Source organism: Klebsiella grimontii (genome assembly GCF_900200035.1).
Taxonomy (GTDB): domain Bacteria; phylum Pseudomonadota; class Gammaproteobacteria; order Enterobacterales; family Enterobacteriaceae; genus Klebsiella; species Klebsiella grimontii.
Window position 1 is genome coordinate 369509 of the sequence record NZ_FZTC01000019.1, and the last position, 19551, is coordinate 389059.

Genomic DNA, 19551 nt, shown 5'->3' on the forward strand with positions numbered 1-19551 from the left:
TGGTTACCGGCCAGGGACCTCCCCGCCGGCTGGCGTATTTCTGATGATAAATAAAGCGTTAAATTGATAAGAGATAGAGCCTGAGCACCCGCCTCCTGAATGAGACGTTCTTCTTTATAACCTCAACACCACTGCGCGCCGTTTTTTCTGATAAGGCGCAATAATAGCATTAGTATATTTAATCATTTATGAAAAAATGAGTTAACGATATTCTTATTCAAACGAGACAGCGTATTGTATAGTTGTCCTGTGCTTAACTTGCTAATTTCCAGCGTAGCGTATTACTTCTCCCGCTCCCGGTTTTAATGCTTATTACGGCTCCGGAGTTTTCCATCTGGCATAATAAATAGCGCATGCTGTAAATACTAATATCCATTTCGTTGGCGATCTCTCGTGTCGTCAGCCAGATTTCACTTTCGGATTGTTTTAAATGTAAACGACTGGTCGTCAGGCGTTTCATGCTTTGCAACGTACGGTACTTATCATCTGATTCATCACCGCCTTCAGGAGAAAGTTTTGTTTTCCAGATAAGCCGATCGTCAGCATATTCCGGAACATGATGCTGGACAATTTCAGCGTATTTTTTTGAAACAGCCTGAGAGCCTAACCACAGTACGAAGTCGCTATACCTTTTTATATTGATTTTACGCATAATAGAACGGCGATAGCTGCTCAATGCTTTTATAGAACAACCCATTTTTTGCGAAATCTCATAATGCCCCAAGCCTTGACTTAAATACCCTAGCATCAACTGTTCTCGCCATGCCAGTTGGTAAGGCCCTGGGCATTTAGAGCAGTTTGGCTTACGCAGATCCGGAGGGCCGCTCATCGAGTCAGCGAAAAATAAAGTAAACAATTTTCTGCGAATAGTGGCCACGGAGTTTCTCATGGTAATAACGGCATTGATGACCGGACAGTTAATATTCCGATCGTAATGTTCGCTACGCGGATATACACTTAACCATTTTTTACCTAACATTTTGAACTTATATTCATTGTGTGTACGGAACTCATGACACCCCACCCAATCAAACACTTTTTCACCCGGCGTGTGGAATTTCACGATCAGATCCGCGGCCATAGGCTCGCTAGTCTTAGAGATAATCACTCCGCCCTGATACTCCTCTTCAAACAACTCTTTCAACAGGAATATAAGCCCCATGGAAAAATAATTATTCTCAGTTGCTATATGCACTGGCAAGTGTAGTGGTTTAGCAGTAGGTACCATAATGAACCTCCTTCCGGTTTGATTCAGCTCGTCCTGTTTACATATATGAGCTTAAGTTAATTATACAATTGAATTAGTACAAAGACTCTCGAGTACACGAATTATATATTAAAAGAAAAGTAAATATTTAACCTTTACATTTACATTGTACGTTGTTTAACCACTCGAACTTTCCAATGCTCGACATAGTTTCCCCGTTCTGCCGGGTCGCCGTATTCATTTACTTTCACCGCTAATTCGGCTTCACCATTCAAGCGTATTTTTTTTGCAACCACCCGCAGCCAGGTCGGCAGCTCGCTAATTTTTTCTTGCAGTACCAGACCAGAAAGATCGGAGTCTGCAATCAAGGTTCCGTCAGTCAGACGACGTATAAACGAAAGCGTTAATTCGGTTGCCGACTCATTGTCGGGTAATACCTCGTTACCGGTATGGATGACCCGGAACCAGGCTTCGTTACCGGCGGCTAATGTATTTTCCTGTTTAATAAAGTTATGTAACCATTCCTTGTCGCGTACCTCCCTGTTTTTCATGGTTTTCTTTATAGCATCGCTGACGCGCTGATTAGCCCTGGCAAGATGTTGTTCAAACGCCTCCTGAGACAGGCGGCGTTCTCCGCGTAGCGTTTCCGTTATCCCCGCCAGAAATAATTTACGATCAATCTGAACACCTTGTTCATTTCGCTGTTCAAGCAGTTCAACAATATCAACACCCATCGCCATACCGGCGGCAAAATCCGCTAAATCTTGTTCACTTGTAGGGAGTGGTGGATACTTTGCCAGCTTCAGATTTTTTTGCATTTCCTGCGTCAAACGCTTCCACTGCCCATTCTCCGCCTCCAGTTTGCCGAGCTTTGACATAATTAAATGACGTTCTTTGTCGTTATTTTTTAAAATAACATTTTCACCCTCACGCTGGGCTAACTTATCGCGCATGATTTTTATTTCGTCTTTCTGTTTCAGATATAGCTCTTGTATCATTCGCTCTGAAGGCGTGGCGGAAATATGTTGAATAACCGATTTCAGCCAGCGACCTAAAATACGAGAATCAGGAAGATAAACGTCTATTTCGTTCTTGTTTATTGTTTTTTGCTCCCTCCTCACCTCCGGATATTTGATAACGCCAGAAGGCGGAATATCAGGAGTTTTCGCAGATTTTGCATCTCTCTCTTTTATTTTTGCCGGCGCCGTTGTGGCTTTCACCGCGACGGACGGCCTGGCGTTAATCTTTTCTTTAGCAGACGCTTTTGGCGGCGTCTTTGATTTTTCCCGCGGCGCAGGACGTCTCTCTTCCTGCGATTGCTCGCTGCTTTTATTGACTTCTTCGCGCTGGGTCCAATCCCTGGCATAGTTTAAGACATCGGCCTGAACGCATGGAATCATCGTGACACCGAGAATGAAGACGATTGCATTCCCTGCTCGATGACTCATTCGAGTTTATCCCCTGTTGGTTTGACTGCCAGACTATTTAGCATTTCTCCACGGATCTCTGAACATAGTTTTACCGCCTGGAACTTATATAAAGCATCAATGGCATGACGCGTTTCTGGATTTACTGAGTTACGCACGGTGGTATATCCGGAAGCTCCGTGCATGACACGCTCAAACCGGGCCTTTAATTCGGCATATCTGAGTTGATTAACAGTTCCCAATGCATTTAACTCTTTTTCGCACTGTACCATATCGACTTCTCCCTCCTGATTTGTCGGCGGAGCAACTGCTTCCTCTGGTGAAGTCACCAGCGATGGGGCTTTTTTAGGAACACAGCCGGTTAAAATAAATCCCATCATAATAATTGCTATAACATCTGATTTAATCATAATACCTTCAACTCCGGAAAATAGTTCATCACAAATCTTCAATATCTGTCTGGCATAATTAATACAGACCCGAAGCTGCGATGATAATCAATAAAAACTTGTTCCTAAATTAATTAGGAGGGCATGGTTTGTTTTTTATAAATAGTTAACAGCCAATATCCCGGTGCCACTAATTGGGCCTGTACTAGTAGGTGTGCCACTGAGAGTAACTGTAATATTCAATGTATTTGTTTTACCTGTAGAAGTTCTCTTTGTTTGCAGCGCCTGATTATTGGCGCTCACCGTAGCGGTGATCCCTCGGCCCAAATCAATTTTATTTCTGCCGGTGGTAGAAACATTACTCAGATATAAACTATAGCTCACACCTGCATTGCTACAGGCCATAGTGGCGCTTTTGGTCATCGACTGTCCCGAAACCACCGCAGGCGCCATATCGCCAAATGCAAAAGACAGCGCACTGGTGCTCATTCCACACCATTCAGGATCAGGTTCAGGATCAACCGTTCCAGGGAATCCGGGCTTGCAAGGTTCTGCCAGTACAGGGGCAAAAACTGTAAAGAAATCCCCCGTATCAGGAGCTACAGCACCAAAGATCAGGCACGGCGGTGCGTTTGGTGATGATGATGAGGGCAACGTCACGCTAGTCGTACCGGAGGCTCCGTATTTATTGTAAAACCGCGCGGCCATCCTGTCATGAGTACATTGATTCGCACTAATTGAACATTGATCTGTTGTAAGATTACCCAGTGCATCACGAACAGGATCGGTATTCTTGACGGTTAATATTGGCGTCTTTGTTCCTCCACCAAACCAATGCCCGTTCATTGATGTGTGCCAACCATGAATCATATATAAACCCCAGGTTGTTGCTAGACTACCCTGTATTGAGGCAAAGTACTGTGCATTCATATCTGCGGCCCAATTAACCGCAACGGAACCGCCAGTTACATTTAATGACTGTACCGTTGGGCATCCTCCCCCCTGATTGCCAAACGCATTACAAGTAGCTGCCGATGCAGACTCTGACCATACCAATATAATCCCCGCTGCCAGTATTAATTTCTTTAAGTTTCTCTTTTCCATAAGCATCCTACCGCGTTAAATAGTATTCCGACCACGGGACTCCGTTACAAATATTCCGCCTTCAAGGTCACCGTCGCCTCGAACGGCCCTTCAGCCAACTCAATATTCGGCCTTTGCACCAGCAATGCTTCGATTTTGGGTATCGCCGAAAGGCTGATTTCTATCGGCGAATCAAACTGAAAAGGCTGACCGTCACGAAAGATCTTCACCCCAAGATTGCCGATATTGCCCATCGATGTGGCAACCGTCGCGCGGTCAGTAGTATCAAATGTCGCCAGGGTTCCCCGAACGCTAAGCATCAGTTTCCAGTCTCTGCCGGCAGTGCTGTCGCATACCAGGTTATACGGCACATCCTGACGATAAACACCGTCACTGACCTTTTTGATCGATAGGCGATCGCCAAACGGCACGTGAATGGTTTTATCGTTGTCGATCGAGCACGGCGGTGGATTGACCAGCATCCCTTTAAAGACGACGTCTGCGTCACTGGCGGCCATCGCCGGACTAACGCCAACAAAAAGGATGTTGAGTAAAAGCGCGGTTGTTGTTAGCTGACGCATTAGATAATCCTCATTGATAGCTAAACACCATGGTCGCGGAACCATTGAATGTTCCGTTTGGTAGCGAGACGTTGGTCTGCTTGACCGGAACCGCATACAGAGCCGGAGGGTTATTTTCGGCATAGGTAAAACTCAGCGCCCCGGTATTGGGAACAATCGTCGTTTTACTTGCACCATAAACTTTAATCCCAAGTCCCGTCACATCTGTAGAGAACAGCTGGCTGTTAAACGGTGCGCCGTTTCCTTTGAGATTAATTTTTAACGTGTTACGAATAAGGTCTTTGCATTTCAACGTATAGACAATTGGCGTTTCATAGTTTGAACCGTCGATGCGCGTCGTAAGCACTTCACCGAAATCCACCATAATCTGCTGATTGTTATTAATCTCGCAATCCGGTTCGATAATATTGCCGCTGATGGTCAGCGTGGTTGTCCCGCCGTCTGATGCCAGACTGTACGGCGATGCCGCAATCAGGCAGCAAAGAGTGGCAAGGCGCCCTAATTTCCATGTTTTCACTTTCTGCCTCCCGTCAGCTTTCAGGCGTGATAACCGGCTGCGCCTTGCAGGCGGAACCGGTACACTGGAATGGCAGCAAACGTAAGCTACCGTAATCATTCACAAAAACCAGAACTGGCGTTGCGCCCAGGTCAGCTGCGCCCACGTTCAGCGCCGTCTGGGCCTTTGGCGCCACCATTATCGGTTCAAATCCTTCCTTGCCCTTTCCCTTCACGCTGCTACGACCTTCAACAAACGTCAGATGGTACGGCGTCGGGTTATTTAGCGTGTAGCGGTTACCATTTTTAGCCAGCGTCACGTTCTGAATGCCGGGAAAGGAATCGGATTTCGAATCAACCTTTATGGCGGCCGGACGCCAGAAAATTTTCAGCCGGGTCTGCAGCGCCAGCGTTAAGACGTTTGGCTTATCGCTGCGCGGCGGAATTTCACGCAGGTTGAACCAGAACACGCTCTCCCTGTCTTTCGGCAGCTTGCCGATATCCGGTAGAACCTGAACCCGCACCGCGCTTTTGGAACCAGCTTCAATGCGCTGCACCGGCGGCAATACCATCAATGGACTAGTGACTTTGGCCTCTGTTTCATCCTCTATCCAGGTCTGCGCCAGATAGGGTTCCTGAGTATTCCGATTCGTCACGCTCATACTGGCGCTTTTGTCCCCTTCATTAACGATCACCCGTGAACGACTAACCGTTAATGCCGCCTCAGCGGGTAACAAAGAACTCGCCGATAACACTACAACCGTGGCAAAAACGAGTGTTTTCTTCATAACGAGCTACCTCTAGTCGTACTCAAGCAAAAATGTTGTCACGCATTCGAAATCCCCTTCGCGCACCCGGCTATGGACTGGCGCGGAAACAAAAGCCTGGAAATTTAAATTGGTGTCACCCGTTGTCAACGCGGTCGGCCGCATTGTGGTATTAGGTAACACCGGAGTACCATCGGCATCTTCAATGGCGATGGCGATCCCGCCAGCCGTCCCCGTAACCGCGAAAAGTCCGGGCTGATCGACATCCTCGGCCCCCATGAAAGTGACCTTCACCGTGCTCCCCAAAGAGAGGTCGCAGTTAATGAGCATGATGGTGAAGCGCTCACGTTCACTCAGATGATATTTAATAAACGTTTTTGACGGTATGTTCCTGAAATCAACAATCTGATTTTCTGAATCCACGTGCAGTTCACACGGGTCAGCCACCAGATTACCGGTGAAGTAAACATCCGTATCAGCATGAGTGGCCGATATACTGACCAGCAGCAGCATGGGAATGCCCACCAGGCTTAGCGCTCGCGCTATGTGTCTTTTCATTATTCGTACTCCAGGCCGACATTCACTACGCTGCGCCATTCGTTGGCCATCAGCGGAGCAGGAAGACGCCATAGCTGCGCCTGAAACACCAGATCGTTGCGCCCGGGAGACAGGATCTGCGGCCGGCTTGACATACCAGGACGCAGAAGCTCGCCCCGCGGGTCGCTCAATCGCAGCGCCACCCCTTTCACGCCTCCATGAACCCTGAAGAACCGACTATCCGTAGGTTCTGTTTCCCCGTAAATAGTCATTCTTACGGCGGACTGCCCGTTTAGCATCAGCGAACCCCGCATCAACTGATGGTCTCGCATAAACTGATACTCTCCGGGACAGCGATCTAATTTGATATATATCGCTACCGGCGTCGTAACCGAACCAGGCTGTTCCAGTCCCCAGGCGACGGTACTGCCCAAATCGATCTCTTGTTCCGCCGATTCCGGCAACAGTACACACGGAGACGCAACCAGCGTGCCCGTGGCGCGAATCCCACCATTGAGGCCGTCGGTGTTCCAGTTTGCGGCGCTAGCCACAGAAACAACCCCGGCTGTTAATAGCCAAAGAATCAAGGTGGTACGACCGAATCCATGTTTCATCAGGCATCTCCTGTGTACAACTCCAGCTTCCATCAGGATGCTGGTTTAGCTGCCGCACGGCAGACATTACCGTTGCAGCTAAACGGCAAAGTGGGTTTACCGCCGAAATCGTTAATCGTGGTGACGTGCGGCGTCGTAAAGTGTGAACTATTCACCATCGCCGTCGATTTTGGCGCGACCATTACCGACTGAAATCCCTTCGCCACGGCCATGTTCGGCGCAGGAGTAATACCAATCACCGTCACGTAATAAGGCGTCGGATTCTCCACCCGATATCCGCCGTTCACCTTCTGCAGCACCAGTTGGTTATCCCAGCGGCTATACTTCTCCGGCAGGATGGCTTTTGGCCGATAGAACAACTTTATCTTGGTATGCAACGCCAGCTGCATCACATTCGGCCGCTCGCTTTTCGGCGGAACTTCGCGCACGTTAAAATAAAACAGGCTCTCTTTATCTTGAGGTAACATTGCTGCATCCGGCATTGCATTGATGCGCATAACGCTTTTACTCTTTGCCTCAAGACGCTGTAGCGGTGGCACCACGACCAAAGGACCGCTTATTTTGTTCCCCTGCGCATCCTCAATCCATCCCTGGGCCAGGTACGGCATGGACGTACTATCGTTAGTAATATTCAGGGTAATACTCTTCTCCGAGCCGGGGAAAATCGCCCGCGTTCTGTCCAGGGCAATCGCCGCTTCTGCATCATTCAGCAGACCTGATGTCAATGTTCCCAGCAAAATAGCCATCACGGTTTTATTTACTTTCATTCCATCACCATTCACTTTCTCAGCCGCGAGATATCGGTTTGCATGGCAGCAACAGCTGCTGTGCGGGGATGACTCGTGGCAGTACGACTTCACACCGAGCGGAACCGCCCCAGTGCACGGTTAAATGCTCATCCGGATTCACGCCGGTCAACCAGGCCAGTCCGCCATCGCTGACCATTCCCAGCTCGCGCTCTTTGGCGTTATGCACCGTCGCGCCAAACGGCGGATGACGACCATCTTCCTGGCTGAGGATGGCGACGACTTTCGCGCCCTTTAACACATCGAAACGGCGGAACCCGATGGCGCCTTCGGTAAGCGCCAGCTCAGCAATTGGCGAGCCTGAAGTCTCAACGTCGTCTGGTAAGCGGTTAACGTCAATTTCGGCACTGGTGCGGAAATAGTTCGGCACGCCAGGGATCACCGCGATACCAAAGGCGTTGGTGTAACTCTGATACCCCACAGGCACTCCGCTCACCCCATCGGTGCTGACCATCAGCCGGGTCCCCCCTTGTACCCCACCTGAGTGCAGCGCCACGCCTTCAGCCGTTGCGGTCATACCGCCGCTGGCTGAGATACCAAAAGAGGTATACTGGCTTTGTGCCCAGTTAAAGTTGGTAGTAACATCGGCCATACTGCCAAGGTGCGAGTAATAGCCGCTCATCTGGCTACGTGTTCCCTGTCCACCGCCCATGCTGTTACCGGCGTTGATGCGATAATAGTCATTATTTTCAAGACGATCGCTCCAGCTGGCGTTTTGCGTATAGCGATCGCGGCTTATGCTTCCGCTGTAGCCAACCGTGCCCGAACCAAATGGCATCGTGAGCGAAAGATAGGCAGTATCGTCCTTACGTCCGTTAAATTCGCTGCGCGCTGCGTTGAGCGATACCGACAGATGCCGCCAGTCGCCGAGATCAAAATATTTGTTAAGAGAAACGCTGTAGCGATCGGTCGCCGGGCGGTTCCAGTAAGTCTGGTGCGACCAGTTAATACTGGTGGAGAGGCGCAAATCTTCGAAATTCTTGGTCGCCTGGATGGTATACAGCTCTTTACTGTTACCGATGTAACCTTCCCGGTAGCGAATATCTAAATATTCACCCATGGTGAGATAATCGCGCTCGGAGAAGCGATAGCCTGCAAAAGTGACTTCACTGTTAAGTTCATCAAAGCGTTTGGAATAACTGAGTCGCCAGGATCTTCCGTTACGGTTTTTGTCCCCCGGGAAGCGGGCGCTGGCATGAGTAACGTCAGCGGACAATGTGCCGTAAATGCTCATATCACGGCCTGCCCCGAGCGCCACGCTGTTGTAGTCCTGCGAGAAAATACCGCCGCCGTACACCGACCAGGCATTCGTCAGGCCCCAGGAAAGTTCACTGGCAGCAAAATAAGGGCCCTGTGTACTGTGGCGATAATCCCTTGGACGCCCGGTGGTCAGCTTGTAACGAAGCTGGCCGGGTCGCGTCAGATAAGGAACCTGGGCCGTATCCACGGAAAATGTCTGAACCGAACCATCCTGTTCTTCAACCCGTACATCCAGTCTTCCGGTCAGGGCGCTGCTCAGCTCATGAATACGGAACGGTCCCGCCGCGACGGTACTCTCATAGATCACTCGCCCCTGCTGGGTGACCGTAACCTTAGCGTTCGTCCGCGCGATCCCCGACACTTCAGGAGCGTAGCCGCGCAGTTTTGGCGGCAGCTGGCTTTCATCGCTGACCAGCGATAACCCGGTATAGCGCCACGAATCGAAAAGATCGGAAGCAAGATAATCCTCACCGACGGTAAGCTTTGACATAATGCCAGGCAGCGCGCGGTAGGCATAGAACCGGCTCCAGTCAAACTCACGAGTGGTGCTGTTCGGGCGTCCAGTGGTGTTGTAATAGCTTCCCTGGTAATCCCCTCTTAAACGCCATGGGCCAAGGTTAACCCCGGTGGTGCCGCTAACGCTGGCACTCTGGCTCTGATTGCCGCGCCGAGGAAACGTGACGTTGGTGTTGAGGTTGTAATCAAACAGCAGACCAGGAATACCCTCTTCCCAGCGGGAAACAGGCAACCAGGAAGCATCCTGATACTCCAGCCACGCTTGCGGAATGGAAATCTGTAAGGAGGATTCGGACAGATCGCCGCGCAACACCATACCTTCAAGCGCGGTGAAATCGGCACAACGACCATTGTCAAGCCACTGAATCATTTTGAGCGCATCTTCACGCAGCCCGAGTAAATCGACTTGCTCAGGCGTCAGGCAGGCTTCGACAACCAGTTGATCGTCGCGTGTTCTTTCAACGAAAGTGATATCCTGATCGGAAATGCCGTGTTCGTTAAGGCGCATACTCAGTGTATAGGTCCCAGGCATAATATATCCGGCCCGGGAAAAGCGGGATAAATCGATATTCTCACGGTCCTCAGAATCCAGAATATCCACATTAAACTCTACCGCCACAACTGGTGATGTAGAACCAAAAATGGCAATAGCAATGTAAACACCCAGACGCCGCAGGTAATGAGCTGGTGGTCTGCTTTTTTTCATTTTTTAAAATCCATTTATTGCCTACCAGAATTCACCAGTGGGAAAGTTTCTACTACGGGGAAAATGGATGAGGAGGAATAAAAATTCCCAGCCATTTAATAACGCTTTAACTTACTGATAAGTTACCATAAAGCGAATAATTCCGTACCAGTCACCTTCCGACAACGATTTTCCGCCGCGCACCAGCGATAATAAATAACGCAATTCATTATTGTCATTTTGTAACATGACGGCTGGCATCGGAATGCCGTCTTGCGCCACATCGCCGATCTGGCTGTGAATACGTAGCCCAAGCCCCTGAGCATTGCCATAAACTTTAAATATATCGCGACGAAATACCTCCGTTTCCCCACTAAAAGTGATGTTCACGCTTTGCCATAAATCGCCATGACTTCTTTCCAGTGAACAGTTCACCAGACGAACAGCGAAGGGTTTAATAATCGCTTTGCCTTCCTCGTCGAGGTCATTATAAGAAATCACCCCAAAGGGTATTTCCTGCCAGATATCATCAGTATGAATAGAGCAAGCTGATTCCTGAATTTGACCATTCATTGTGACAAGCCCTCTGCCCTGATCGGATGCCACAGCGCCAGAAGATATTGCCAATAAAAGACTCAACGTCAGGCAACGCGTAATTTTTACCATGACTGTGCTCCTGAATATCGGGCTGCAGACGCAGCCCGAATAAAACTACTTGAGAACAGGCTAAGACTTATTGATAAGCCAGGGTAAAGTTAGTTACCGCTTCAAATTCACCCGGAGTTACGTTAGTAACTGAAGCGATTTTTTCCAGGTAAGCGCTAAAGTTCAGCGTGTTGTTGCCAACACCAAGAACACGACCTGCAGTCGGCGTGTCTAAAGTCACTATCGTACCAGAGTAATCTTGGATTCGAACACCAGCGCCAGCAGCCGTCCCGGTAATTCCCAGCATTTTCATGTCATTTGGGACGTTACCGCCATTGAAGTTGACAGTTACGGTGTTATACATCGGGTCGCCGTTTGCATCCTTCGCGAAGGAACAGTTTTCCAGCTCAATGTTAAACGGACGAGGAGTAGAGATACCGCCGTTATCTAAATGCGTATTGGAAATCTGTCCCAGTTCGATACGCTGATCGCCGTAGCCATTTTTAATTGAGCATGGAGCATCAATAATCGAACCCCAGAAGGTGACCTTGCCGCTTCCCTGATCGGCCTGAGCTGCGAAAGAGGCAACACCCATAGTAAGAACAACAGCAGATGCAATTTTGCTAATTTTCATAATACATTCCGTTATATTAAAAGTTACTGGATAACCATCCTGAAAATAACTCTCGAAGAAAACAGCTCATATTGAAAGGGATAAAAATCTCTATTTATCTTCTTGAGTTACGTTTATTTCCTGACAGCGAAGTCATACTAACGCGAAAAATCTTACAATAAAATATATGCACCTACTGAAATGATCATTACGAGCTAATAATTTTATAAAAAAATATTTAACAGGATAAAATCCCGCAAGTGTAAGGTAATACGACAACGCATGTGAAAATATTACTAATAATTTAAAATAAACTATTTGTATAATTTAAAAAGATCGCACGCATAGTCACACAAAAATAAAAACTGTTATTTTTCAGACGTTTGGACAAATGCCCAGGAATTTAATAACATTAGGATTTTTCCATGAGAAAATTCCTAATACATAATGCAAAAAAGGGGGCTCAAAAGACGAAAAATCCTATGAAATGGATGGGCGTTCTATATAGAGAAGAGCGAGAAGGAGCGATATTTTTACCACCTGGTCAAAAATACGCCTTATAGACGAGGCTACATTATAGATATGTGGCCAGGACGATCATGATCCACAGCAAAAATTTCTACAGAATTTCGTACAGGAAGCGACAAGATATGAATTGTTGCACTATCGCGGCAGCTGATAGAACCGACTAACCGCTCCAGGTTAAATCGCAAGCAAAAGATAAAGTTAAACCTGTACATCAAGAGGTGTTATTTTGCCCGTTCCTTGTTATTCTGCTGAATTGTTGTCCAGGTGATTATCATTCAGCATTACGCTGCTGCAGAAACTCTCCTGGCCACGGCGCTATTCTTGCCAGCTCAATATTGAAACCAATAAAAGGAAGAACGGCGAGCTTATTCACACCTGACGCGCAGGTGTTTTTTTCTACAGGGAGAATTATCGTGAGATTTGCATCAGTTCCTTTCAATCAGAATCAGGTGGGATGGCCGCTCAACGACATTGACCATCACAGACAACCGCAGCTGAGCGGCGACATCCAGGCCGACTGGGTGATAGTCGGTTCCGGCTATGCCGGCGTCAGCTTTGCCCGCCGGCTGGCTAGCCTCAATCCGCAGCTGAATATCGTGCTCATCGACGCTGAATGCGCCGCGACCAGCTCCTCAGCGCGAAATTCCGGCTTTATTATCGGCCTGCCGCACAATATCGGCAGCTCTACCGCCGAGCTGAAAAAAGCGCAGGATTACCGCGCCCTGTTGCAGGAAGGGATCCGCCTGCTCGATGAAACGGTGACCGAGCACCAGATCGCCTGCGAATGGGAAAACGTCGGCAAATACCACTGCCAGATAGATCCGTCCAGCGAAGCCATTATGCAGGAGTACGTTGATAACCTGCAGCTGATGCAGGAGCCCTACAGCCTGCTGGACGGCGAAGCGCTGTACCAGAAGCTGGGAACCCGCCTCTACAGTAAAGGGATCTATACTCCCGGCTGTATTCTGGTCAACCCGGCAAAACTGATCGCGGGCCTCGCGCGTCATCTGCCGGAAAACGTCACCGTTTACCATCAGACCCCGGCGCTGGCTATGCGCCAGGAAAACGGCGGCGTCAGGGTGACGACGCTGCAGGGTACAATCCGCGCCGCCCAGGTCATGCTGGCGACCAATGCCCTCTCCCGCGAACTCTCGCCGACCGTGAGCCGTCAGGCGTCAATGGCGACCTACGCCAGCATTACCGCCCCGCTCACGGCGGAGCAGCGTCAGCGCCTGCCAGAAATGGAAAGTTGGGGGTTAACGCCGGTCAATGCTATCGCCGGGGCCACGCTACGCTATACCCACGATCATCGTTTCCTGGTTCGCCAGCATGTCGATCCGGCATTGCGCGGCGTGATTACCGCCGGGCAGACCGCCACCGCCGCGCGCCAGCATCTGGCGCTGTTCCACACGGCCTATCCGCAGCTACGGGATGTCACGCTGGAGCGAACCTGGTCCGGGACCATCAGCGTCACCCGCAACGGCGCGCCGGTCTGGGGAGAGCTTGCGCCGAAGGTATGGACAGCCGGAGGCTGTAACGGCGCCGGGGTATCCAAACAAACCATCGCCGGGACGCTACTTGCCGATCTGGCGATGGGACAGGACAACCCGCTGATCGCCGCCATGCAGTCGCTCGGCCAGGCAAACTTTATGCCGCCTTCCCCGTTCCTGGATATCGGCGTAGCCGGGGCATTATGGAAAGAGCGCTACATGGGCCGTAAAGAGATGCCCGTGTAGTCGCGGTCTGACAGGTTTCACTGCCCGTGCGTGAAACCTGTTGTTGGGGCTAGTCTGGAATCACTTCATCTTTACGCAGGGTCAGAACCTCGAATCCCTCCGCGGTGACGGCGACGGTGTGCTCCCACTGCGCGGACAGTTTTTTATCGCGGGTGACCACCGTCCAGCCGTCTTTTTTGGTTTTAATGCGGCTATCGCCCTGATTCACCATCGGTTCAATGGTAAACACCATCCCTTCCTTAAGTTCGGCGCCGGTGCCGGGTATGCCGTAATGCAGCACCTGGGGATCTTCATGCATCTCTCTCCCCACGCCGTGGCCGCAGTACTCCCTGACCACGCTATAGCCGTTGCCTTCGACATACGTCTGAATCGCATGGCCGATATCGCCCAGCGTCGCGCCCGGCCTGACGACCTTGATCCCTTTCCACATCGCTTCGTAGGTTTTCAGCACCAGCCGACGGGCCAGCGGCGAAACGTCGCCAATCAGGTACATTTTGCTGGAATCGGCAATCAGCCCCTCTTTTTCCAGCGTAATATCCACGTTCACAATCATGCCGGATTTCAGATGCTCGCTCTCCTTTGGCATACCGTGACAAACCACTTCGTTGATCGACGTATTCAGCACGTAGGGGAAATCATACTGCCCTTTGCTGGCCGGGCGTGAATGCAGATCGTTGACGATAAAATCCTCCACCCGGTTGTTGATGGCCATGGTGGAGATACCGGGCTGAATAAAGGTATCCAGCATGTCGAAAACCGAGGCCAACAGCTTGCCTGCGCGGCGCTGTCTGGCCAGTTCGTCCGCGGTCTTAATGGGAATTGATAGCATTGATCACCTCCAGCAAGCGGTCGGAGCCGGACTTCAGCATCATCAGCTTGATCTGCTGATGGTTAAGTTCGGGATAGAGTTCGCTCATCATACCCAGACGGATCCAGTACTCCGCCTGGGCGTTGACCGAACGCGACATCGCCTTGCTGGCATCACGAATATCGTCGTGCAGCAGGTCGGAAATTTTTACAATACCCATTTATACATACCATAACGTTTTATATATGTTTCGTATATTACGCCTCCCCGCTCAAGCTGACAACGTTTGCCGCTTTTGTTGCCAGCGCTACGGGTTGCTAACCTTAAGAGTCACTATCTGGATGTTCTGAGAGTCAACAACGGTGCCTTTTGTCGTCACAAAGGCGTTGTGGACAAAGTCCCCGCTCTCTTTATCCAGCAGGGCAATATGAGGCTCATCATGCAGGATATTTTTATGCCCCCACGCCATCAGGGAAAACAGGATCGGCGCCAGGCTGCGGCTTTTTGGCGTAAGAATATACTCATAACGTTCGCGCGCCCCTTCTTCCTGATAGGGCGTTTTGCTCAGTAAACCCAGCTCCGTCATTTTCTTTAACCGGTTTGCCAACGTCTGCTTAGGCATTTTTGTATGCGAGCGGATCGTTTCAAAGCGGGTCACGCCGTATAAAGCCTCTCTTAAAATCAACAAAACCCACTGATCTCCCAGGATTTCCGCTGCCGCAGAAAGCCCGCACAGCTCCGGTAGTAAGTACGTTACTGAATTATTTTTTGACATGTCCGCTTTCGCTCTCTAATCTGAGTATGAATTTTAGACCTAGATTATTAAGGAGAATACAATGCCCTTCGTCAATGTACAAACCATTAAAGGAATTATGAACCCGGAGCAAAAAAAAGAACTTTTACGCCGCATGACCGATCTGATTGTCGAAATCGAAGGGAAAGGCGATCCTGAATTTCGGCGTTCAGTCTGGGTGCGTATTGACGAGCATGAGCCGGAACAGTGGAGTCTGGGCGGTATTCAGCCCACGGCTGAAGCGATCGCGGCAAAATTTTCGTCGCCTAAGGCGTCATAACCTGATGGCGTTTTAACACGTCATACCTGCGGGAAATTGCGGACAACCTTGATGTCCGCTTTTACACCGCCCGACTGGTGCTCAAAACGGCCATAAACCGACTCTCCGGGGCTTATTTTACGCAACATACCACGGTCGCATGATCCCACCATGGGTTCTCATTGACGTTCACCTCAAGCACATCAAAATGTTCATCGCGGATCTCGTCCAGGAGAGCCTGGAGCGGTCGCAGCGTACGCCAGGGTTGACCCTCTTTCAATAAATGATGGCGAATGGGATCGTAAGCGGCCACGTCTTCCGGGCGGCGAGGGGTTCCGCACATCGAACCGACGACAAACCGTCCTCCCGGCCTGAGCAATCTTCTGACTTCGGCAAAGCAAAGGTGGCGAGCTTCGTCAATCAGGCAATGCGTACAGCTGCCATCGATAATGAGCTCAAACGTCGCATCCTGGCACTGATGAATATGGCAGACATCCCCGACAAAAAATTGAGCCGCCAGCCCCGCTTGCTGAAAACGATTTTCTGCCCAGCGGATCGCGGTTGCGGACAAATCCATCCCCCACACGGAATAGCCTCGTTCAGCAAAGTACTGCGCTGCCATGGCGCCATTCCCGCACCCCAGCTAAAGGACTGGCGCTCCGGGTTGGGGAAAGTACTGCTGTAAATCAAGCCAGCTAAACACCCGCTCCTGTTGTTTCTTTGCCCTTAAGTAACCCTCGCCAGCCCAGGCGATGGCGCCATTTTCCAGCAGCTGGCGGTACATTTTTTCATAGGGATTCATCGTAAAGACGCCTTTTTCAGCAACAACACAGGCCACTCTACTCCCTATCGCGCAAGAAGAGATCCCCCCGTTTTTAGCGACGCCCCGTTATCTTGGGCAGTAATTGCTCAATCACGCTGATAATGCTTCTGACCCGCTGCGGAATAAAGCGGGCGTCAGGGTAAACCGCATAGAGGAAGCGATCGGGTAATCGCCAGGCGGGTAAGACCGGCACCAGCCTGGCGGATTGTAAAGCGTTGGCCGCGAGGGGCAACTGCATGCCACCGATACCAATACCGGACTCCAGCGCCTGCAGCAGCGCTTCGCTGGTGTTAGCCCGAAACACGGTATTGACTTTCACATCGACCGTTTTATCACCCGAGACCAGCCGCAGCGGCGCGTCCTGCGCGATGCCGCTGAAACGTACGTGCGGATGGGCAGCCAATTCGCTCACGCAATGCAGTTCTTTAAAACCCGGGGCGGCGAATAGCGCGGTTTCAATACGCGCCAGCACGCGCGCCGCATGCCCTTGAGGCGGTTCACTGCTTAACCGCAGCGCGACATCCACCCCTTCAGTAACCAGATCGGCAATGCGGTCATCAAGTGAAAGCGTCAGATGCAGTCCGGGGGTCATTTTCTGCAGCGCCAGCAGGTGCGGCAAAAAGATCTGTCCCAGGCCGCTCGGTAGCTGCACATGTACCCTGCCTTGCCGCTGACTCTCGCTGGGGTTTAAGCGCCTTTCAGCGTCGCGCATCGCTTCCAGCAAAAGCTGCATATCGCGCCGGTAGCTTTCCCCCTGCTCGGTCAACGCCATCGCCCGCGTCGTTCGATGCAGCAAGACCACCCCGAGCGCCTCCTCCAGCGCCGCGATCTGCTGGCTGACTGCGGATTGTTTCATCCCGCACTGGCGGGCCGCCGCCGAAAAAGATCCCGCTTCGACGACGCGCAGGAAGGTGGCAATGGCGTTGAGCTTATTATTCATTTAATGATTCTTCTTATAAGTACCATCGAATTTATGGGATATGCGTGAAAAAAATAATATATCACACTGCCTCCGTCCCCCCTTTGGAGAAGCAACGTGAATAAGAAACCGCAACCCAGGATCGCGCTGGTCGCCGGCGCCAGCGGCATTGTAGGCAGACAGCTAGTGAAAACGCTGTTGCGCCATCAGTGGGAGGTTATTGGCCTCAGCCGCCATGCCTCGCCCCACCCGGATGACATTCCCGTCATCAACGTCGATTTACTCGATCCGTGGGACAGCGCGCAGAAACTGCAATCGCTCAACGGTATCACCCACATTTTTTACAGCGCATGGGTGAACGCGGCGAACTGGACGGAAATGGTTGAACCGAACGTCGCCATGCTGCGCAATCTGGTCAGCAACATCGAGAAAACCTCACCGCTGCGCACGGTAAGCCTGATGCAGGGATATAAAGTTTATGGCGCGCATCTTGGTCCGTTCAAAACCCCGGCGCGAGAAAGCGATCCCGGCGTACCCGGGGCCGAATTTAATGCCGCTCAGCTCACGTGGCTCAGCCAGTTCCAGCGCGGAAAAACGTGGCGCTGGAGTGCGCTCAGGCCGGGCGTGGTCGGCAGCACGGTGCCCGGCAACGCCATGAATCTCGCGCTGAGCATCGCGCTCTACGCCTCGCTGTGTCGGGCGCAGAATTTACCGCTGCGCTTCCCCGGCTCGGAACAAACCTGGCGCAGTATCGTCGATCATACTGACGGCGGATTGCTGGCGGAGGCCACGCTGTGGGCCGCCACCTCGCCGCAGGCGGAAAATCAGGCGTTCAACGTCAATAACGGCGACCTCTGGCGCTGGTGCGAGCTGTGGCCGCGCATCGCGGACTGGTTTGAACTGCCTTCCGCGCCGCCGGTCAGGCTCTCCTTTCACCAGCTGTTTGTCGATTACCGCGCGCAGTGGCGCGAACTGGCCGGGCAGGATCTGGTGGAGGCGGATATTTTACGGCTGAACGACGGTACGTTTGCCGATTTCGTCTTTAGCTGGAACTACGACATGTTTGGCGATGGCAGCAAACTGCGCCGGGCGGGCTTCACGGACATGCAGGCCACCGACGACATGTTTTTCCGCCTGTTCGCGCAGCTGAGAGCCGCACGCGTTATCCCCTGAAACAGCATGCTTTTAACCGTCAGCCGGCGTCGCGCGAGCAGCCTGCGATTCAGTTTTTCGCCTCTTCCTCGCGCTTCGATACGCTGGCAAAAATCTGCCAGTCGATATTCTCGACTGGGAGGCGGATTAACGCCCTTTTTCGATGGTGCAGGCCCACTGCTGGCTCATGCTGCTCTGGCTGGTGGCGATTTGCAGCGACAGGCTGGCGTCAAGGGTATGTGTGACGCTGTATTCAAGCACCACATCATCCAGATCGCGGGCCACCCGTTCAATGCGAAACAGCGGCGCTCCCGGTGTGATATTTAACAATCCCGCCGTGCGGCTATCGCAGCACACCGGCGTATAGCGCTCCGTGGCGTTGGCCGGCGAGTAGCCGAACGTTTCCCGCAGCTGCTTGTATAGCGATCGGCTGCCGTCCACGTGGCTGAGATCGTTGTAAATACGGCCATTAAGCCACGTCAGCACATGGCCAACCGGCCGATCGCCCTGCACTAACAACCGTTCCAGACGCATCAGCTGGCAGCCTAAATCCAGCCCCATTTGCTCCGCCACCTGGCGGTCGGCCATGGTCGAAATCAGCGACAGTACTTCTACGGCTATCTCACCGGGCTCAGCAAAGCTCGTCAGTACGTCCGGGAGGTCGGTGTAGTATTTCTGCAGCGCATCGCGGTTGATAAACGTCCCTTTACCCTGCTCGCGGTACACCATGCCAATACTGGCCAGCGAATCTATCGCCTGTTTAATGGTGCCGCGCGCGACCTTGAACTCCCCGGCGAGCAGCAGTTCGCCCGGGAGCTTATCGTCATAGGTAAAAGAGAGGATCCGCTGCAGGATAACGTCTTTTATCCTTAAATAGAGAGGGAGTCCATCCGACTCAAACATACTTG

General features: G+C 51.3%; 21 protein-coding genes and 1 pseudogene. 3 read left to right on the forward strand and 19 right to left on the reverse strand.

What is annotated here, in order from left to right; genetic code table 11:
- Window positions 1–253: 253 nt before the first annotated feature.
- The 13 genes from KOSB73_RS16480 to KOSB73_RS16535 form a co-directional block, all read right to left on the reverse strand.
- Window positions 254–1228 carry a helix-turn-helix domain-containing protein gene (locus tag KOSB73_RS16480; RefSeq protein ID WP_024358139.1) on the reverse strand — a complete coding sequence of 325 codons (975 nt, stop codon included), beginning with the start codon at window positions 1226–1228 and terminating at the stop codon, window positions 254–256.
- Between the two features lie 140 nt (window positions 1229–1368).
- Window positions 1369–2655 (reverse strand): FKBP-type peptidyl-prolyl cis-trans isomerase N-terminal domain-containing protein, encoded by a 1287-nt coding sequence (locus KOSB73_RS16485; protein ID WP_098140701.1) that lies wholly within the window; start codon window positions 2653–2655, stop codon window positions 1369–1371.
- The gene (locus tag KOSB73_RS16490) at window positions 2652–3044 is read right to left on the reverse strand and encodes a hypothetical protein (protein WP_098140702.1); all 393 of its coding nucleotides are present in this window, start codon (window positions 3042–3044) and stop codon (window positions 2652–2654) included. The genes KOSB73_RS16485 and KOSB73_RS16490 overlap by 4 nt, the downstream gene beginning before the upstream one ends.
- A gap of 135 nt (window positions 3045–3179) precedes the next feature.
- Window positions 3180–4127 carry a hypothetical protein gene (locus KOSB73_RS30675; RefSeq protein WP_133116573.1) on the reverse strand — a complete coding sequence of 316 codons (948 nt, stop codon included), beginning with the start codon at window positions 4125–4127 and terminating at the stop codon, window positions 3180–3182.
- A 44-nt stretch (window positions 4128–4171) separates the two neighbouring features.
- Window positions 4172–4687 (reverse strand): fimbrial protein, encoded by a 516-nt coding sequence (locus tag KOSB73_RS16495; protein ID WP_098140703.1) that lies wholly within the window; start codon window positions 4685–4687, stop codon window positions 4172–4174.
- Between the two features lie 10 nt (window positions 4688–4697).
- Entirely contained in the window at window positions 4698–5204 is a 507-nt protein-coding gene (locus KOSB73_RS16500; RefSeq protein ID WP_224253409.1) for a fimbrial protein, read from the reverse strand.
- 13 nt (window positions 5205–5217) lie between these two features.
- Window positions 5218–5970, reverse strand: coding sequence for a fimbria/pilus periplasmic chaperone (locus tag KOSB73_RS16505; RefSeq protein ID WP_098140704.1), 753 nt, complete (start codon window positions 5968–5970; stop codon window positions 5218–5220).
- Between the two features lie 12 nt (window positions 5971–5982).
- Window positions 5983–6507, reverse strand: coding sequence for a fimbrial protein (locus tag KOSB73_RS16510; RefSeq protein WP_098140705.1), 525 nt, complete (start codon window positions 6505–6507; stop codon window positions 5983–5985).
- Window positions 6507–7100: a fimbrial protein gene (locus KOSB73_RS16515; protein ID WP_098140706.1), complete on the reverse strand. Its 594-nt coding sequence runs from the start codon at window positions 7098–7100 to the stop codon at window positions 6507–6509. Before KOSB73_RS16515 ends, KOSB73_RS16510 begins: the two co-directional genes overlap by 1 nt.
- A gap of 32 nt (window positions 7101–7132) precedes the next feature.
- Complete coding sequence (locus tag KOSB73_RS16520) at window positions 7133–7867, reverse strand: fimbria/pilus periplasmic chaperone (protein ID WP_098140707.1); 735 nt, start codon at window positions 7865–7867, stop codon at window positions 7133–7135.
- A 19-nt stretch (window positions 7868–7886) separates the two neighbouring features.
- The gene (locus tag KOSB73_RS16525; RefSeq protein WP_098140708.1) at window positions 7887–10388 is read right to left on the reverse strand and encodes a fimbria/pilus outer membrane usher protein; all 2502 of its coding nucleotides are present in this window, start codon (window positions 10386–10388) and stop codon (window positions 7887–7889) included.
- Window positions 10389–10499: 111 nt separating this feature from the next.
- Window positions 10500–11033 (reverse strand): fimbrial protein, encoded by a 534-nt coding sequence (locus KOSB73_RS16530; protein WP_024358135.1) that lies wholly within the window; start codon window positions 11031–11033, stop codon window positions 10500–10502.
- A 67-nt stretch (window positions 11034–11100) separates the two neighbouring features.
- Window positions 11101–11646 carry a fimbrial protein gene (locus KOSB73_RS16535; protein ID WP_098140709.1) on the reverse strand — a complete coding sequence of 182 codons (546 nt, stop codon included), beginning with the start codon at window positions 11644–11646 and terminating at the stop codon, window positions 11101–11103.
- A gap of 920 nt (window positions 11647–12566) precedes the next feature.
- Here KOSB73_RS16535 and KOSB73_RS16540 point away from each other — a divergent pair.
- A complete protein-coding gene (locus KOSB73_RS16540; protein ID WP_004136405.1) occupies window positions 12567–13889 on the forward strand; it encodes an NAD(P)/FAD-dependent oxidoreductase in 1323 nt (440 codons plus the stop codon).
- Between the two features lie 49 nt (window positions 13890–13938).
- Here the strand turns inward: KOSB73_RS16540 and map are convergent, their stop codons facing one another.
- From map to KOSB73_RS16555, 3 genes are all read right to left on the reverse strand, one after another.
- On the reverse strand, window positions 13939–14718 hold the full coding sequence (gene map / locus KOSB73_RS16545; RefSeq protein ID WP_049100424.1) for a type I methionyl aminopeptidase: 780 nt from the start codon (window positions 14716–14718) through the stop codon (window positions 13939–13941).
- Complete coding sequence (locus KOSB73_RS16550) at window positions 14699–14917, reverse strand: ParD-like family protein (RefSeq protein WP_004102160.1); 219 nt, start codon at window positions 14915–14917, stop codon at window positions 14699–14701. Before KOSB73_RS16550 ends, map begins: the two co-directional genes overlap by 20 nt.
- 87 nt (window positions 14918–15004) lie before the next feature.
- Complete coding sequence (locus KOSB73_RS16555; protein WP_004136401.1) at window positions 15005–15472, reverse strand: winged helix-turn-helix transcriptional regulator; 468 nt, start codon at window positions 15470–15472, stop codon at window positions 15005–15007.
- Between the two features lie 61 nt (window positions 15473–15533).
- Between KOSB73_RS16555 and KOSB73_RS16560 the strand changes: the two genes are divergently transcribed.
- The gene (locus KOSB73_RS16560; RefSeq protein WP_004136398.1) at window positions 15534–15770 is read left to right on the forward strand and encodes a tautomerase family protein; all 237 of its coding nucleotides are present in this window, start codon (window positions 15534–15536) and stop codon (window positions 15768–15770) included.
- A gap of 112 nt (window positions 15771–15882) precedes the next feature.
- On the opposite strand, the pseudogene KOSB73_RS16565 reads toward KOSB73_RS16560, so the two are convergent.
- Window positions 15883–16551, reverse strand: a pseudogene (locus KOSB73_RS16565) (class I SAM-dependent methyltransferase).
- Between the two features lie 73 nt (window positions 16552–16624).
- Complete coding sequence (locus KOSB73_RS16570) at window positions 16625–17512, reverse strand: LysR family transcriptional regulator (protein ID WP_098140710.1); 888 nt, start codon at window positions 17510–17512, stop codon at window positions 16625–16627.
- Window positions 17513–17608: 96 nt separating this feature from the next.
- On the opposite strand from KOSB73_RS16570, the gene KOSB73_RS16575 reads away from it, so the two are divergent.
- Entirely contained in the window at window positions 17609–18664 is a 1056-nt protein-coding gene (locus KOSB73_RS16575; RefSeq protein ID WP_098140711.1) for an SDR family oxidoreductase, read from the forward strand.
- Between the two features lie 126 nt (window positions 18665–18790).
- On the opposite strand, the gene KOSB73_RS16580 is transcribed toward KOSB73_RS16575, so the two are convergent.
- Window positions 18791–19546, reverse strand: a complete 756-nt coding sequence (locus tag KOSB73_RS16580; RefSeq protein ID WP_049086351.1) for a GntR family transcriptional regulator — start codon at window positions 19544–19546, stop codon at window positions 18791–18793.
- Between the last annotated feature and the right edge of the window lie 5 nt (window positions 19547–19551).

Bases quoted from the DNA above. Each gene is read 5' to 3' on its own strand.
- KOSB73_RS16480 (WP_024358139.1), bottom strand. From the start codon at position 1,228: ATGGTACCTACTGCTAAACCACTACACTTGCCAGTGCATATAGCAACT.
- KOSB73_RS16485 (WP_098140701.1), bottom strand. From the start codon at position 2,655: ATGAGTCATCGAGCAGGGAATGCAATCGTCTTCATTCTCGGTGTCACG.
- KOSB73_RS16490 (WP_098140702.1), bottom strand. From the start codon at position 3,044: ATGATTAAATCAGATGTTATAGCAATTATTATGATGGGATTTATTTTA.
- KOSB73_RS30675 (WP_133116573.1), bottom strand. From the start codon at position 4,127: ATGGAAAAGAGAAACTTAAAGAAATTAATACTGGCAGCGGGGATTATA.
- KOSB73_RS16495 (WP_098140703.1), bottom strand. From the start codon at position 4,687: ATGCGTCAGCTAACAACAACCGCGCTTTTACTCAACATCCTTTTTGTT.
- KOSB73_RS16505 (WP_098140704.1), bottom strand. From the start codon at position 5,970: ATGAAGAAAACACTCGTTTTTGCCACGGTTGTAGTGTTATCGGCGAGT.
- KOSB73_RS16510 (WP_098140705.1), bottom strand. From the start codon at position 6,507: ATGAAAAGACACATAGCGCGAGCGCTAAGCCTGGTGGGCATTCCCATG.
- KOSB73_RS16515 (WP_098140706.1), bottom strand. From the start codon at position 7,100: ATGAAACATGGATTCGGTCGTACCACCTTGATTCTTTGGCTATTAACA.
- KOSB73_RS16520 (WP_098140707.1), bottom strand. From the start codon at position 7,867: ATGAAAGTAAATAAAACCGTGATGGCTATTTTGCTGGGAACATTGACA.
- KOSB73_RS16525 (WP_098140708.1), bottom strand. From the start codon at position 10,388: ATGAAAAAAAGCAGACCACCAGCTCATTACCTGCGGCGTCTGGGTGTT.
- KOSB73_RS16530 (WP_024358135.1), bottom strand. From the start codon at position 11,033: ATGGTAAAAATTACGCGTTGCCTGACGTTGAGTCTTTTATTGGCAATA.
- KOSB73_RS16535 (WP_098140709.1), bottom strand. From the start codon at position 11,646: ATGAAAATTAGCAAAATTGCATCTGCTGTTGTTCTTACTATGGGTGTT.
- map (WP_049100424.1), bottom strand. From the start codon at position 14,718: ATGCTATCAATTCCCATTAAGACCGCGGACGAACTGGCCAGACAGCGC.
- KOSB73_RS16550 (WP_004102160.1), bottom strand. From the start codon at position 14,917: ATGGGTATTGTAAAAATTTCCGACCTGCTGCACGACGATATTCGTGAT.
- KOSB73_RS16555 (WP_004136401.1), bottom strand. From the start codon at position 15,472: ATGTCAAAAAATAATTCAGTAACGTACTTACTACCGGAGCTGTGCGGG.
- KOSB73_RS16560 (WP_004136398.1), top strand. From the start codon at position 15,534: ATGCCCTTCGTCAATGTACAAACCATTAAAGGAATTATGAACCCGGAG.
- KOSB73_RS16570 (WP_098140710.1), bottom strand. From the start codon at position 17,512: ATGAATAATAAGCTCAACGCCATTGCCACCTTCCTGCGCGTCGTCGAA.
- KOSB73_RS16580 (WP_049086351.1), bottom strand. From the start codon at position 19,546: ATGTTTGAGTCGGATGGACTCCCTCTCTATTTAAGGATAAAAGACGTT.